The 15,173-nt window shown below is 62.1% G+C and carries 10 protein-coding genes; 4 read left to right on the forward strand and 6 right to left on the reverse strand.

The features are described 5' to 3' along the window. Window positions 1-3: 3 nt before the first annotated feature. The 5 genes from PMA3_RS20095 to PMA3_RS20115 form a co-directional block, all read right to left on the reverse strand. Complete coding sequence (locus tag PMA3_RS20095) at window positions 4-3,258, reverse strand: transporter substrate-binding domain-containing protein (RefSeq protein ID WP_064678820.1); 3,255 nt, start codon at window positions 3,256-3,258, stop codon at window positions 4-6. Then, entirely contained in the window at window positions 3,259-3,894 is a 636-nt protein-coding gene (locus PMA3_RS20100) for a response regulator transcription factor (RefSeq protein WP_064678821.1), read from the reverse strand. A gap of 109 nt (window positions 3,895-4,003) precedes the next feature. Continuing rightward, window positions 4,004-4,417: an ANTAR domain-containing protein gene (locus tag PMA3_RS20105; RefSeq protein ID WP_064678822.1), complete on the reverse strand. Its 414-nt coding sequence runs from the start codon at window positions 4,415-4,417 to the stop codon at window positions 4,004-4,006. A 331-nt stretch (window positions 4,418-4,748) separates the two neighbouring features. After that, window positions 4,749-6,086: a lysine N(6)-hydroxylase/L-ornithine N(5)-oxygenase family protein gene (locus PMA3_RS20110; RefSeq protein ID WP_064678823.1), complete on the reverse strand. Its 1,338-nt coding sequence runs from the start codon at window positions 6,084-6,086 to the stop codon at window positions 4,749-4,751. A gap of 148 nt (window positions 6,087-6,234) precedes the next feature. Next, window positions 6,235-6,717: a sigma-70 family RNA polymerase sigma factor gene (locus PMA3_RS20115; RefSeq protein WP_064678824.1), complete on the reverse strand. Its 483-nt coding sequence runs from the start codon at window positions 6,715-6,717 to the stop codon at window positions 6,235-6,237. 321 nt (window positions 6,718-7,038) lie between these two features. On the opposite strand from PMA3_RS20115, the gene PMA3_RS20120 reads away from it, so the two are divergent. The 3 genes from PMA3_RS20120 to PMA3_RS20130 are packed head-to-tail and all read left to right on the forward strand — an operon-like array spanning window position 7,039 to window position 11,587. Then, window positions 7,039-8,211 (forward strand): efflux RND transporter periplasmic adaptor subunit, encoded by a 1,173-nt coding sequence (locus PMA3_RS20120; RefSeq protein ID WP_064678825.1) that lies wholly within the window; start codon window positions 7,039-7,041, stop codon window positions 8,209-8,211. Continuing rightward, window positions 8,212-10,185 carry a MacB family efflux pump subunit gene (locus tag PMA3_RS20125; protein WP_064678826.1) on the forward strand — a complete coding sequence of 658 codons (1,974 nt, stop codon included), beginning with the start codon at window positions 8,212-8,214 and terminating at the stop codon, window positions 10,183-10,185. A gap of 7 nt (window positions 10,186-10,192) precedes the next feature. Continuing rightward, entirely contained in the window at window positions 10,193-11,587 is a 1,395-nt protein-coding gene (locus PMA3_RS20130) for an efflux transporter outer membrane subunit (RefSeq protein ID WP_064678827.1), read from the forward strand. 287 nt (window positions 11,588-11,874) lie between these two features. Here the strand turns inward: PMA3_RS20130 and pvdP are convergent, their stop codons facing one another. Then, window positions 11,875-13,503 (reverse strand): pyoverdine maturation tyrosinase PvdP, encoded by a 1,629-nt coding sequence (pvdP, locus tag PMA3_RS20135; RefSeq protein ID WP_064678828.1) that lies wholly within the window; start codon window positions 13,501-13,503, stop codon window positions 11,875-11,877. A 312-nt stretch (window positions 13,504-13,815) separates the two neighbouring features. On the opposite strand from pvdP, the gene pvdM reads away from it, so the two are divergent. Continuing rightward, the gene (gene pvdM / locus PMA3_RS20140) at window positions 13,816-15,165 is read left to right on the forward strand and encodes a pyoverdine-tailoring dipeptidase-like protein PvdM (RefSeq protein WP_064678829.1); all 1,350 of its coding nucleotides are present in this window, start codon (window positions 13,816-13,818) and stop codon (window positions 15,163-15,165) included. Window positions 15,166-15,173: the final 8 nt, after the last annotated feature.

Raw genomic sequence — 15,173 nt, forward strand, 5'->3', positions numbered from 1 at the left:
ACCTCAGCCCGATGCGAGGCGTTGATCCAGGCGCGTCATGGCCTGTTGCAACTGATCGACGGCCTCGTCGATCAGTGCCGCACAGCCCTCGCCACAGGCCCGCTCCAGTTGCTCGCAACACTGGATCAGCCTGGCCGCGCGAACCATCAGCGCGCCGCCCTTGATCCGGTGCGCCAGTATCGGCAAATCCTGGAGATTGCGACTGGCGTGCAGCTGCAGCAGAAGCTCGCGATCAGCGCGGTTGGCCACCGCCAGATCGCGCAGCAATTGTTCGATCAGCTCACGGTCTTCACCGACGTAGTGTTCCAGGCCGCTCAGGTCGATCTCGGCCGTGGCAGGAGCGTCGATCACACTGGGCAATTCGCCGGCAAATCTCGAGGCCAGCCAGGCACTCAGATCGGCCAGTCGGATGGGTTTGAACAGGCAGTCGTCCATCCCCGCCTCAACGCAGCGGATTTTTTCCTCGGGCTGCGCATTGGCGGTAAATCCCAGAATCAGCGTCGGTTGCAATCCCTGGACCCGCTCCTCATCGCGAATCGCCCCCGCCAATTCATAACCACTGATCAGCGGCATGTTGCAGTCGGTAATGATCAGATCGAACTCATGTTCGCGCCATTGCGCCAAGCCGCGCTCGCCGTCCTCGGCCTCGAGCACCTGGTGGCCGAGAAAACTCAGCTGCCGTGACAGCAACAGGCGATTGGCCGGGTAATCGTCCACCACCAGGATCACCAGCGACCGGGTGGGCAGCTGAACTTCGCTGGCGGGGGACTCGCGCGAAGGCAAGGGTTGCAACGCCACCAGTTCCAGGCTGACGTCGATCCGGGTGCCCTGCCCGAGAACGCTGGCGAGCTGCAAGCGCCCCCCCATCATTTCGCACAAGGAGCGGCTGATCACCAACCCCAGGCCGGAACCGTTGCGGCCGGACTGCTGGCTGTTGCCGCCCTGAACGAACGGGCTGAACAAGCGCTGCTGATCCAGGGTGCCGATGCCGATACCGCTGTCTTCAATGCACACACTGACCGCCAGATGCCCCGACCGGGCAGGCTCGACCCTCAGCGTCAGGCTCACCTCACCTTCGTGGGTGAACTTGATGGCATTGCTCAACAGATTGGACAGCACCTGCTTGAAGCGTGTGGAGTCGATCAACACGTCGCAGTCGCTGTGCCGGTCCAGATCGACTCGCCACGCAAGGTGCTTCTGCCGGGCCAGGCCTTCGAAAACCCGACACACCGATTCCACCAGCGTGCGCAGGTTGGCTCGGTCAGGGGTCAGCGACAAATGCCCGGATTCGATGCGGGCGATGTCCAGGATGTCGCCGATCAACGCCAGCAACTGTTGCCCGGCAGTCGATGCCACTTCAATCGCGGCCCGGTCGGCAACGCCCTCCTGAGCCTGCTTCTGCGCCAGCTCGAGCATCCCGATCAGGGCATTCATCGGCGTGCGGATCTCATGGCTCATGGTTGCCAGAAACGTGGTCTTGGCCCGATTGGCCTCGTCGGCGGCGTCCTTGGCGTCCTGCAGTTGGCTGAGCAGCAGTTGGCGCTGGCGGATCTGCCGGCGCTGATAACCGATCCAGGCCAGGGCGAGCACCAGCAAGACGCCAGCGCCGACAAATGCTTGAACGATAGCCTGACGATGACGCAGCCAGAAGCTTTGTTCCACCATCAGATCATTGCGCCAGTAGAGGGTCAGGTCATCGATCTCTTCGGGGTCGATACTGAGCAGCGCCTTGTCCAGGATCGAATGCAGCTCCACGGCCTCGCGACTGGTGGCCAGGGTACTGCGGGCGGGATCGGTGCCGACGGTGCTGGTCACCCGCAGCTGATCCCGATAACGCCGGGAAATCATGTAGCGGGCAGCGATCAATGAGTTGATCCCGCCATCGGCCTCGCCCCGGGCGACCATTTCCATCGCATCCGCGGTCAGGGGGGCATTGACCAGCCTGATCTGCGGAAAATGCTGACGAATGAATTCACCGGCACTGTTGCCTTGGGTAACCGCCAGGGTTTTGCCGGCCATCTCATCCAGGGTCGTGGGATTGTTCGGCCCCGAGCGAGTCACCAGCACATTCGGGCTGGTGAGGAATGGGCGAGTGAAGCGCAACCCGGCCTCACGTTCGATACTGGGGCTGATCCCCGCCACCAGATCGACCTCTCCGGTCTTGAGCGACTCCAACATTTCAGCGATAGATCTGGCTGGCCGTATATCGAACTGCAAGCCGGTGCGCAGACTGATTTTGTCCAGTACATCAGCACTGATGCCGCGGAACTTGCCATCGCTGTCGATAAACGAAATCGGCAGGATGTTTTCGTTCATTGCTACGGTTGCACGGGGATGTCGATCGAGCCAACGCTGCTCGGCCTCGCTCAATTGCAGCGCTTGCGTACCCGGCATGGACGTCCCGTTGGCGCCCCATCGACGCAGGATATTCATGTGTTCATTGGTGCTCACCGCCGCCAGCGCGCTGTTGACGATGCGATGCAAGGGTGGGTTGTCGCGGGCCATCGCAAACGCAAAGCGACCGGACTCCATGGACGAAAAATCGGCCAGCTGCACGTTGTTGAGGTAATTCTTGCTGATCAGGTAATGGGCGCTGATCGCGTCGCCCAGATAGACGTCCGCTTGCTGGAACGCCACGGCCCCCACCGCGCTCAGGGTGGAGGGAAACAATTGCACGCTGGCCTGGGGATAGAACGCCTGCACCCTGTGTTCAGGCAAATAATGGTACAACGTCGCCAGCCGTTTGCCGGCCAGGTCCGGGTCCAGCGGCTGCGATGACTCGGTGCGCGTCACCAGCACCGGTTGGTCGACCGCATAGGCACTGGACATGCGCAGCGCTGTGTTTTCGGCCTCATAGCTATTGGCCGTACCGAGCAAATCCGCGCTGCCTTGCTTGATTGCCCGCACCGCGTCTTCTCGCGATGGGTAGCGCTGAACGTCGATCGCTACGTTCAGGAGCTGCTGCAGCAGACCGGCATAGTCAGCCGTCAATCCCTCGTAGTCAGTGCCGGTGGTCGTGATGTCGAAGGGGGGATAATCCGGTGCGGAGACGGCGAGCACCAATCGGCCCTTCTGCCGCAGCCAGCGTGAGTCGGTCTCTGACAGTTTGACGACCTGCCCCTCGGCACTGGAGCGACCCAGCAAATTCAGGCTCTGCGGTTGCGGTTGCAGTTGCGGCTGCGCACAGACACTCGATATCCAGAGATATCCCGGTAGCAGGAGGATCACCAGGCTGCGCCAACGCTGCAAGATGCTCATTCAGATCAGATGATTGCGCAGGGCGAAATCCCTCAGGTGCACCGGGGACTGCACATTGAGTTTTTCTATGGTCCGGGTCTTGTAGGTGCTGACCGTCTTGTGGCTCAAATTCATGATTTCGGCGATGGCCTTGTTGCTCATGCCATGGGCCAGATACTGAAAGATCGTCAATTCCCGGTCGGAGAGTTTGTCGATCAACTCTTTCTCGCTGCGTTGCAAGCTGTTCATCGACACCGAGCTCGAAGGCAGCCTGGCGAAATAGCTATAACCGGCCATGACCGCCTGCACGGCCTTGTGCAGATGTTCCAGGTCATTGGCCTTGGACACATACGCCGCGGCACCGGCACGCATGCAACGATCCTGATAAAACAGGCCTTCCAGGGAGGTAAACACCACGACCCGGCACGACACTTCACCGGACTGGATCCGTGCCAGCACCTCAAGCCCGTCCAGCGAGGGCATGATCAGATCCTGCACCACCAGGTCAGGTTTATGTTCGCGGATCATCGACAAGACCTCGTTACCGCTGGACACCTCGTAGATCTGTTTGAACCCCTCCTGTCTGAGCAAGATTTTCACTGCAGCGCGAACCACCGGATGATCGTCCGCTATCAGCGCTGACTTCGCTGACTTCATGGCAACTCCCTGTGCAAAGGCACTACGAGTGGGCAATCAATGCCCTTGGGACAGGCCCGGGTTAACACAACGGCTGCGCAGAGACTGTTGCATGGAATTTCGGGTGAATCTACCTGACAGAAATGACAGTGCCGACCAACGGTAGTGGGCGATCGATGATCGCCATCAGCCGTTCGATGGACGCAAGATCCGGCAGCGATTCATGGCTCACTTGAACCTTCTGCTGCCCGCAGGCCGGGATCGGCGGCAGATGCGCCTGTTGACCGTCGTAGATCAGGGCGTAATGGACCTGCGGGTTATCGAGGAAAAAATCGAGCAAGTCCAACGCGCCGCCGGCCAACGACGCATGGATGACCACCAGATCGAATGGCGTGGCACTGTATTCGACCAGCGTCAGCAGCTCCGCCAGGTTATGCACCGGTGCCACCCGGTAATAGCCGAGCCGGTTGAACAGGCGCTCGATTCTCATCCGCTGAAAATGTTGCTCATCGGCAATCAGGATACGTAACGCTTGGTTCGACAACGGAGCCCCCGGCAGGGTGTGAGTTTCGTGAGGGCACAAGGCTACTTAAGAGCCGGCAAGCTTTCTGTAGGACTATTCCGAAAATCGGGAGCGCTTGATCCGGAGTCGTGTAGGGATGTTATAGGGCTAGCGAGTAAACGCTGCGCTGGGGGAAATTGCGGTGTGTTTCAGGAAGGGTTCAGGATTGTGGATTTGTGATGCTTTTCAGGGCCTCATCGCGAGCAAGCTCGCTCCCACAGGGGATCATCTGTGAACACAGAATGGGTGTACGACAGCGATCAACTGTGGGAGCGAGCTTGCTCGCGATAGCGGCCTCATAGGCGCTACATATTTAGCTGGCAGCCGCGAGCAGCAAATCCATCACCGACCGCCCCTGCCCCCGCGCCTTGCCATGCTCATACAACGAACCGGCAATCTCATCGGCACGAATCGGCAGGATCGACAACAAGGTGTCGCTCAAGCCATGACTGGCCTGGCAGAAGCCCTGCATATAGATACCGGCCCTGCAGCGCTCGTCGGTGATGAGTTTGTAGTTGCGATCCACTTCGAAATCACCCAGGTACTGTTCCAGTGGCGCCAGCAGCTTGCGGTGCATCTGCCGCTCGTAACCGGTGGCCAGCACCACGGCATCGTAATGCCGCACCGTGACTTCACCGGTGGCATTGTTGCGCACGGCCAGTTCGATGCCGCGCTCGGTGGCGGTGGCTTTTTCCAGGGTGGTCAGGGTGCGGAACGCATGGCGGGCGATGCCCGAGACTTTCTGCCGGTAGAAGATGCCGTAGATGCGCTCGATCAGGTCGATGTCGACCACCGAGTAGTTGGTGTTGTGGTACTCGTTGACCAGACGCTCGCGCTCGCTGCTCGCCTGCTGGAACACCAGGTCGGTGAATTCCGGCGAGAACACTTCGTTGACGAACGGACTGTCATCGGCCGGTTTCAGTGCCGAGCCGCGCAGGATCATGTCCACCTGCACTGACGGATAGCTGTCGTTCAGGTCGATGAAGGCTTCCGCCGCGCTCTGCCCGCCACCAATGATCGCAATGCTCATCGGTTGGTTGTTCACACAGGGCTGTCTGGCCATCTGTGTCAGGTACTGGGAGTGATGGAATACGCGGCTGTCGTTCTTCAGTGCCTTGAACGCTTCGGGAATGCGCGGGGTGCCGCCGGCGCTGACCACCACTGAACGGGTGGTGCGCACGTGCTGCTGGCCCTGGGTATCGCGCGAGATCACCCGCAGCGCTTCGACCTGCTGGTTGTGCAACACCGGCTCGATGGTCAGCACTTCTTCACCGTAGCGGCTCTGCGCATCGAACTGCGCGGCGACCCAGCGCAGGTAATCGTTGTACTCCATGCGGCACGGATAAAAGGTGCCGAGGTTGATGAAGTCCACCAGACGACCGTGGTGCTTGAGATAATTGACGAACGAGTAAGGGCTGGTCGGGTTGCGCAGGGTCACCAGGTCTTTGAGGAAGGAAATCTGCAACTCGCTCTGGGTCACCAGGGTGTTGCCGTGCCAGCGATAATCGGCCTGCTTGTCGAGAAACACGACATCCAGTTCGCCCTGGCTCGGCCCACGCTCTTGCAGAGCGATGGCCAGCGCCAGGTTCGAAGGGCCGAAACCGACGCCGATCAGGTCGTGAACGATGGGCGATGAAATTGCCTGTGTCATTTCCAGTGTCCTCTGGATGAACCCCCCAGCAGTGGGGCGTAAGCCTAATGACCTGACCGGCCTGGAGCAGGACAGCAGATCGTCTGTTGATAGGGAACGAGGACAATGAAACAAAATTTAATATAGTTTTTTCACCAGCCCGACGAGCTCAGTGGGCATCCCACTGCCGCATCCGTACCCGGCAATGCTTCATGGCGTTGACAATGTGCTTCTCCACCAGCGCCCGGGAAATCCCCAGCTGTTGGGCGATTTCGGGGTGGGACAAGCCATCGATCTTGCGCAGCAGGAAACTCTCCCGGCACAGCCGCGGCAGTTCCGCCAGGGCGCGCTGGAGCATGTCCAGGCGCTGGCCGTGATCGAGACTGTTATGCGGCGAGGGGGTGAAGTAGCGTTCTTCGTTGTCGAGCACGTCCAGGGATTCGACCTGACGCAGGGCATTGCGCCGATGGTCATCGATCACCAGATTCAGCGCGGTGCGATAGAGGAAGGCCCTGGGCTGCTCGATCGGCGTGTCGCTGGAGCGCTCCAGTATCCGCAGATAAGCGTCATGCACCACATCTTCGGCCACCTGACGGTTGCCCAGCTTGGCGTTCAGGAAACACACCAGCTCGCGATAGTAGTTTTCCAACATGACTCCCGGCCGCACCCGTGCGGTTTCCATCCTTGAGCCACCGCGACAACCACCGAAACAGGCAGTGGCACGATAGTGGCAGTTCGAGTCGCGTAATTTATAGTAATTCTCATATAGATTTAAAGTGTTGCTTTGTCTTGCCCGATAAATAGTCATCATCTATACGTGTTGCGCGATGTGTCGGAAGCTAAATTCCCCGGTACTTTCCTCGTTTACCACACAGCTCCCCGTCTCTGCCGATCCTTCGGCAGCGTTCTGCCGCTGCCTGATTAATCTGTGCAGGGAGAACGAGGGGCCGATATTCATTGGCCGGAACCCTGCATGAAACGTCCCCGACAGACCCGCCGCGCCCTGCTTGCAGCACTGTGTCTGATCCCTGTTATCGCCATCGCCGCCTGGCAGATCATCCCGCCAGGTCGCGACCAGTTCGCCACCATCCCCGTGACCCGGGGCGACATCGAAAGCAGCGTCACAGCCCTGGGCACGTTGCAACCGCGGCGTTATGTCGACGTGGGCGCCCAGGCGTCGGGGCAGATCCAGAAAATCCACGTGGAAGTCGGCGACCGGGTCAAGGAAGGCCAGTTGTTGGTGGAAATCGATCCCTCCACGCAACAAGCCAAACTTGATGCCGGGCGTTTCTCCATCGAAAACCTCAAGGCGCAGCTGCAGGAGCAACGGGCACAGCACGACCTCGCCCGACAGAAATACCAGCGTCAGCAGCACCTCAAGGCCGGCGGCGCCACCCGCGAAGAAGATGTGCAGACCGCCGAAGCCGAACTGCGCGCCACCCAGGCCCGCATCGACATGTTCCAGGCGCAGATCCGCCAGGCCCAGGCCAGCCTGCGCAGCGATCAGGCCGAGCTCGGTTATACCCGGATCTACGCGCCCATGGGCGGCACCGTGGTCGCACTCGACGCCCGGCAAGGCCAGACCCTCAACGCCCAGCAACAAACGCCGCTGATTCTGCGCATCGCCAAGCTGTCGCCGATGACCGTCTGGGCCGAGGTGTCCGAAGCCGACATCGGTCACGTCAAACCCGGCATGACGGCCTGGTTCACTACCCTCAGCGGTGGCCAGCGGCGCTGGAACAGCACCGTACGGCAAATCCTGCCGGTGCCGCCCAAGCCGCTGGACCAGACCAGCCAGGGCGGCGGCAGCCCGGCCAGCTCGAGCAAAAGCGGGAGCGCGCGCGTGGTGCTGTACACCGTGCTGCTCGACGTCGATAACGCCGACAACGCACTGATGGCGGAAATGACCACCCAAGTGTTCTTTGTCGCCGACCAGGCGAAAAATGTCCTCACCGCGCCGATTGCGGCCCTGCAAACCGGCACCCAGGCGCACAGCCAGACCGCCCGGGTGGTCGCGAAAAACGGCAGCATCGAGCAACGCGATGTGCGCACCGGTATCAGCGATCGCCTGCGGGTTCAGATTATCGAGGGCTTGCAGGAAGGCGATCATCTGTTGATCGGTCCGGCCGACGGGAGTGGCGGCTGAATGCTGACGCCCCTGATCGACCTGCAGGACATCCGCAAAGCCTACGGCGGTGGCGATTCACCTGAAGTTCACGTCTTGCGTGGCATCGACCTGTCTATCCATGCCGGGGAATTCGTGGCGATCGTCGGCGCGTCCGGCTCCGGCAAGTCGACGCTGATGAACATCCTCGGTTGCCTCGACCGCCCCACGTCGGGCGAATACCGCTTTGCCGGGGAAAACGTCGCCGCCCTCGACAGCGACGAACTGGCCTGGCTGCGCCGCGAAGCCTTCGGCTTTGTGTTCCAGGGTTATCACCTGATTCCCTCCGGCTCGGCCCAGGAAAACGTCGAGATGCCGGCGATCTATGCCGGCACCCCGGCGGCGGAACGCCACGCCCGCGCCGCCGCCCTGCTCGACCGCCTCGGGCTCGCCTCGCGCACCGGCAACCGCCCGCATCAACTCTCCGGCGGCCAGCAACAACGGGTGTCCATCGCCCGCGCCTTGATGAATGGCGGCCATATCATCCTCGCCGACGAACCCACCGGCGCCCTCGACAGCCATAGCGGCGCCGAGGTCATGACCCTGCTCGACGAACTGGCGAGCCAGGGCCATGTGGTGATTCTCATCACCCACGACCGCGAGGTGGCGGCCCGGGCCAAACGCATCATCGAGATTCGCGACGGGCTGATCATCAGCGACAGCGCCCGCGATAACCCCGCCGTACAAACCTCGGCCAACCCCGGTGCGTTGCAAGCAGTGGATTTGCGCAAGCGTCTGAGCGAGGGGGCCGAAGCCACCGGTGCCTGGAAAGGCGAACTGGTGGACGCGGTGCAGGCGGCCTGGCGGGTGATGTGGATCAACCGCTTTCGCACGGCGCTGACGCTGCTCGGGATCATCATCGGCGTCGCGTCGGTGGTGGTGATGCTGGCTGTCGGTGAAGGCAGCAAGCGCCAGGTCATGGCGCAGATGGGCGCGTTCGGCTCCAACATCATTTATCTGAGCGGCTCGTCACCGAACCCGCGAACGCCATTGGGCATCGTCACCCTGGACGACGTCGCCGCAGTGGGCAGCCTGCCGCAGGTGACACGGATCATGCCGGTCAACGGCCAGGAAGCCGGGGTGCGCTTCGGCAACCTCGACCACTTGAGTTACGTCGGCGGCAACGACACCAACTTCCCGGCGATCTTCAACTGGCCGGTGGTGGAAGGCAGCTATTTCACCCAGGAAGACGAACGCAACGCCGCAGCGGTCGCCGTGATCGGGCACAAGGTCCGGACCAAGCTGCTCAAGGATGTGGCGAACCCGATCGGCCAGTACATCCTGATCGAAAACGTGCCGTTCCAGGTGGTCGGCGTGCTCGCCGAAAAAGGCGCCAGCTCCGGTGATTCCGATAGCGACGACCGCATCGCCATTCCCTACTCCGCCGCCAGTGTGCGGCTGTTCGGCACCTACAACCCGGAATACGTCGCCGTCGCCGCTGCCGACGCGCGCAAGGTCAAGGAGACGGAACACGCCATTGAGCAATTGATGCTGCACCTGCACAACGGCAAGAAGGATTTCGAGCTGACCAACAATGCGGCGATGATCCAGGCCGAAGCGCGCACGCAAAATACCCTGTCCTTGATGCTCGGCTCGATTGCCGCGATATCCCTGCTGGTGGGGGGCATCGGGGTGATGAACATCATGCTGATGACCGTGCGCGAACGCACCCGCGAGATCGGCATTCGCATGGCCACCGGCGCCCGCCAGCGTGACATCCTGCGCCAGTTCCTCACCGAAGCGGTGATGCTCTCGGTGGTCGGCGGCCTCGCCGGGATTGCCCTGGCGCTGATCGTCGGCGGCGTGCTGATCCTCAGCGAAGTCGCGGTCGCGTTCTCCTTGATAGCGGTGCTCGGCGCCTTCGGCTGCGCCCTGGTCACCGGTGTTGTCTTCGGCTTCATGCCGGCCCGCAAAGCTGCCCGGCTCGACCCGGTCACGGCCCTTACTAGTGAATGATCTCTTGATGAAGCCGCACTTGAGTTTGCTGACCCTTTGCCTGTTGCTCGGCGCCTGTGGCAGCACTGCCCAGCGTCCGGACAGCGGCATCCAGCCGCCGTCGTCCTGGCAATCGCCGCACACGCAGAACGCCACCCGCAGCCACCTGCAATGGTGGACGCAGTTCGGCAGCCCCGAGCTCGATCGCCTGATCGAACAAGCCCGGGACGGTAGCTACGACCTGGCTGCCGCTATCGCCCGGGTACGCCAGGCCCAGGCCGACACGGTGATTGCCGGTGGCTCGCTGTTGCCGGAGGTCAAGGCCGGGCTGAACGCCAATCGGCAAAAACTGCTGCGCGGCAATGGCTACAGCCAGCTCGATGCCGACAGCAGCAACAAGGCGGTGGACTACTTCGACGCTAACCTCAGCGCCACCTACGAGATCGATTTCTGGGGCGGCCAACGCGCCTCCCGCGACAGTGCGCAGTTTGGTTTGCAAGCCAGCGAATTCGACCAGGCGACGGTGGAGTTGACACTGCTCAGCGGCGTCGCCAACAGTTACGCGCAAGCCTTGTCATTGCGCGAGCAAAGCCGCATTGCCGGGTTGAATCTGGCCAACGCGCAAAACGTCCTGAACCTGGTGCAGACCCGGTTCGATTCCGGCTCGGCGACGGCCCTGGAACTGGCCCAGCAGAAGAGTCTGGTGGCGGCGCAACAACGGCAATTGCCGCTGGTGCAGCAGCAGGCCCAGGACGCCTTGATCAGCCTCGCCGCCCTGCTCGGCCGGCCGGTTCAACAACTGCGCCTGGGGGCAGAACGCTTCGATCAGCTGTCATGGCCGACCATCGCGGCCGGGGTGCCCAGCGAGCTGCTCACCCGCCGCCCGGACATCGCCCGGGCCGAAGCGCAACTGGCCGCCGCCCAAGCCGATGTCACGGTTGCTCGCGCCGCCATGCTACCGGCCGTCACCCTGAGCGCCGAACTGGGCTCCGGCGCCGACCGCGCCGCCGACATCCTGCGCAATCCGTTCTATAACCTCACGGCCGGATTGCTTGCCCCGGTGTTCAACAACGGCCGCCTGAGCGCCGAGCGCGACAAGGCCACGGCGCGCCAGGAAGAACTGCTGGAGAATTACCGCGGGGCGATCATCAATGGTTTCGCCGACGTGGAAAAAGCCCTGAACAGCATTCGCGGGCTGGATGAACAGCGGCAGTGGCAAGGGGAAGAGCTGAATCAGGCGCAGACGGCGTTCAACATCGCCCAGAGCCGCTACGAGGCCGGGGCCGAGGACTTGCTGACGGTGCTGGAGACCCAGCGCACCTTGTATGCGGCGCAGGATTTGAATGTGCAGCTGCGGTTGTCGCGGTTGCAGGCGAGTATTGCTTTGTACAAGGCGCTTGGGGGTGGGTGGCAGGCGTTATAAATTTGCGGGGGCTGATCAGCCGCCATCGCGGGCAAGCCCGCTCCCACAGGGATTTTCAGTGAACACAATATTTGTGTACCGCCGAGATCATGTGGGAGCGGGCTTGCTCGCGAAGGGGCCGGCACATCCAACATCAATGTCGCCTGCAAGACCGCCTTCGCGAGCAAGTCGAATCGTCGCACCGCCGCGCCCAAAAGGTGATGTGTCATGCCCCAATCCTGCGGCACACCCAAAACCTGTGGGAGCGAGCTTGCTCGCGATTGAACGATAACGCGGTAATCCTGCTTTTAACTGATAATCGGCTTGGCCTTCAAATGCCGCGCATACCAAGGTCGCTGCGGCACCTTGCGGAACAGGTCCGCCAGCTTCTTCTCATCCTCGCCAAAGGTAATGCGCAACGCCAGCTTCATGGTTTCCGGGTCCATTTCCACCGACTTGCCCGCCTGCAGCCCCGGCGTGGTGTTGCAGCCGTGGGTGCCCGGGCCCAGCCACGGGTCGTCGATTTCGACCCAGCGACCCGGCGCAAACCACGCCACGCCATTGACCTCCAGCCGACTGACCTGCCCCGGATGAAAGCGCTCATGGGCGCGGAACCAGTCTTCCAGGCGATCGTCGATCCAGCCGTGGAAATGCCAGAACACCGGGCTCACGTGGGACGAAAACGGATCCCCCAGGAAGTCGTTTTCCGGCGCGAACCAGCGCACGGAAAAGTCCGATGGATCTCGGGCAAACGGCACCGGCTGACCGTTGGACGGATCACGGGGCACCGAGGCCCAGCGCATGTGCAGCCAGTCGTGCAGCCCCAGTTCCACCTCTGACCCGAACTGACCCAGGGTCAGCGTCGACAAATAGCGCGGATCGCGGTAGCGCGACTCCCAGACCTGGAAATTGCTGTGGTAGGTCTCGGCGGTCTTGATGTCGGCGACCCATTGCGAATACTCGGCATCGTCGTCCGCCCGCCAGGTCGGCGGCAGCGCGGTGCCGTCGTGGTTGTCGCAATAGTTGGCGAAGCCGATGCGATCCCGCGCCAGCTCCGGCTGCGGCAACGGGAAATGCGGCCATGACGGCAAGTCCTGCAGGGAGCGCGCCGTGCCCAGCATGTGCCGGTGCATGAAGAAAAAATCCACACCCGAGCCGTTGCGGTCCTTGCGCGCACCACGGGCGTCACGCTCTTTGTCACGGGGGCCGGGCTGCCAGCCGATGCCGCGCAAGGCGTCACGCTTGTCTTCGGGCAAGGTGTGCCATTTGTCCCGGGAGGCGTGCCAGAGCTGGTGAAACAGACGATGCTCCGGGGACACCAGCCAGGCCAGCAGCGCCGGGTTGAGGCCGGTGCGCTCGCGGGCTTCGGGGAACACGCGCTTGACCGCGATGAAGCGGTTGTCCTGGGCGGTCATCATCAACGGCCGATCCAGGTTCAACACCCGACCACTGAGGGTGCCGCTGCCGGCGTTGCCGAAACTGGCCCAGACTTCGTCCAGCGCCATGCTGAATTCGTAATCCGGCGTGCCGTTGGCCGCGTTGGCACTGACCAGCCGCCAGCTCAATTGGGCGGGCTTGGCCTCGGCCAGGTCGCCGAGCACCCGGTAGCGCGGTTCTTCGCTCGCGCGCAGGCGCTCGGCGGTGTCGAGGAAACCGATCAAGCCGCGTCCTTTATGACCGACGTCGAGGAACACTTCCAGCCCGTCCCGGGGCAGGCCTTCGATGCCGGCGTCACGACCCTCGAATCGAATCTGCCAGACCCCGCGCAAGGTGTTTGCCAGGTGCTGGCCGGCGACATCCGCGACATCGAACGACGCTTCGCCGGGGGTGATCGTCGGATCCGGTTTCGTCCATTCACGATGCCCATAAAAAGCCGCAGGCACGGCGGCGCCGGTGAGCGCCAGACCTGCCATGAACCATCGTCGAGAAATCCTCATTGCCCTACCTGTGTCAGCCATGAAGCAGGCTTTATCCAAGCTAGAACGTTTGTTGCCCGCATAAATTTAAAAGCATCGCGGGCAAGCCCGCTCCCACAGAGATCTGCTGTGAATACATATTTTGTGTACACCCCGGCCTCTGTGCCCAATGTGACCACAGATTTCTTGAACATTACTGGCCCCTGTGGGAGCGGGCTTGCCCGCGATAAGGCCGGTACGAACAACTAAATTCTTTCGCCAGCCACTCGTTCCTCCCAGATAGCAAAGGCCCCACACACACGCACCGGGCCAACGAACCTGACAGAGACGGCAATGACCAAACCACGTTCGAAAAAGGCGCTCTACATCGGCCTGCCGCTGGCCCTGGCGATCTGCGCCAATGCAGGCTATGCGGCCTGGGATTACTGGTTCAAGGACAACCCCGGTTACCCGGCCAAGGTGATGAAACAGGCCGATGAACTGCAAGAGCGCATGCTCTCGTTCGACAGCCACATCACCGTGCCCATGGATTTCGGCACCGCCGGCAACGAAGCCGACAAAGACGGCAGCGGCCAGTTCGACCTGGTCAAGAGCGGTCGCGGACGCCTGTCCGGCGCGGCCCTGACCATCTTTGGCTGGCCGGAAATCTGGAACGGCGACAACGCCCCCCACCGCCCCACCGAAGGATTTGTCGACGAAGCACGTTTCGAACAGGAAACCCGCTACAAGATCATCAGCACGATGGTCCGCGACTTCCCCAACCAGGTCGCCATCGCCTACACCCCCGACGATTTCCGCCGTCTGCACGGCGAGGGCAAATTCGCGATCTTCCTGAGCATGCTCAATGCCTATCCCCTGGGCAACGACCTCAACGCCCTGGACAAGTGGGCGGCGCGCGGCATGCGCATGTTCGGCTTCAGCTATGTCGGCAACAACGCCTGGGCCGACTCCTCGCGACCACTGCCGTTCTTCAACGATTCCCGGGACGCCCTCGGCGGCCTGTCGGACATCGGCAAACAAGCCGTACACCGCCTCAACGACCTTGGCGTGATCATCGATGTGTCGCAGATGTCGACCAAGGCCCTGGAGCAGGTCGCCCAATTGAGCCGCACCCCGATGGTCGCGTCCCACTCGGCGCCACGGGCCCTGGTGGATATCCCGCGCAACCTCAGCGACCAGGAAATGCAGCTGATCAAGAACAGCGGCGGCGTGGTGCAGATTGTCGGCTTCCCGACCTACATCCGCCCATTGAGCCAGGCCACCCAGGACAAGCTCAACGCCCTGCGCGCCCGCTTCGACCTGCAACCGCTGCAAGGGCTGGAGATGGCGCTGATGCCGGGCGATCCGGTGATCACCGTCTGGTCCGAACAACGCTTCGGCGAGTACGCCAGCGAGCTCTACGCAATTGTCGACGAAGAACCCAAGGCCACGCTGAAGGACTACGGCGACGCCATTGATTATGCGGTGAAGAAAATCGGCATCGACCATGTCGGCATCAGTTCCGACTTCAACGACGGTGGCGGCCTCGATGGCTGGAAGGACGTCAGCGAGGGGCGCAACGTGACGGCCGAGCTGCTCAGCCGTGGCTACAGCGAAGCCGATATCGCCAAGCTCTGGGGCGGCAATTTCCTGCGGGTCTGGGACCAGGTGCAGCAGTCCTCCAGGCCCGTGGCCAAACACTGATCCCTCTT

The organism is Pseudomonas silesiensis (genome assembly GCF_001661075.1).
In the GTDB taxonomy this organism is placed as follows: domain Bacteria; phylum Pseudomonadota; class Gammaproteobacteria; order Pseudomonadales; family Pseudomonadaceae; genus Aquipseudomonas; species Aquipseudomonas silesiensis.

Bases quoted from the DNA above. Each gene is read 5' to 3' on its own strand.
- PMA3_RS20095 (WP_064678820.1), bottom strand. From the start codon at position 3,258: ATGAGCATCTTGCAGCGTTGGCGCAGCCTGGTGATCCTCCTGCTACCG.
- PMA3_RS20100 (WP_064678821.1), bottom strand. From the start codon at position 3,894: ATGAAGTCAGCGAAGTCAGCGCTGATAGCGGACGATCATCCGGTGGTT.
- PMA3_RS20110 (WP_064678823.1), bottom strand. From the start codon at position 6,086: ATGACACAGGCAATTTCATCGCCCATCGTTCACGACCTGATCGGCGTC.
- PMA3_RS20115 (WP_064678824.1), bottom strand. From the start codon at position 6,717: ATGTTGGAAAACTACTATCGCGAGCTGGTGTGTTTCCTGAACGCCAAG.
- PMA3_RS20120 (WP_064678825.1), top strand. From the start codon at position 7,039: ATGAAACGTCCCCGACAGACCCGCCGCGCCCTGCTTGCAGCACTGTGT.
- PMA3_RS20125 (WP_064678826.1), top strand. From the start codon at position 8,212: ATGCTGACGCCCCTGATCGACCTGCAGGACATCCGCAAAGCCTACGGC.
- PMA3_RS20130 (WP_064678827.1), top strand. From the start codon at position 10,193: ATGAAGCCGCACTTGAGTTTGCTGACCCTTTGCCTGTTGCTCGGCGCC.
- pvdP (WP_064678828.1), bottom strand. From the start codon at position 13,503: ATGAGGATTTCTCGACGATGGTTCATGGCAGGTCTGGCGCTCACCGGC.
- pvdM (WP_064678829.1), top strand. From the start codon at position 13,816: ATGACCAAACCACGTTCGAAAAAGGCGCTCTACATCGGCCTGCCGCTG.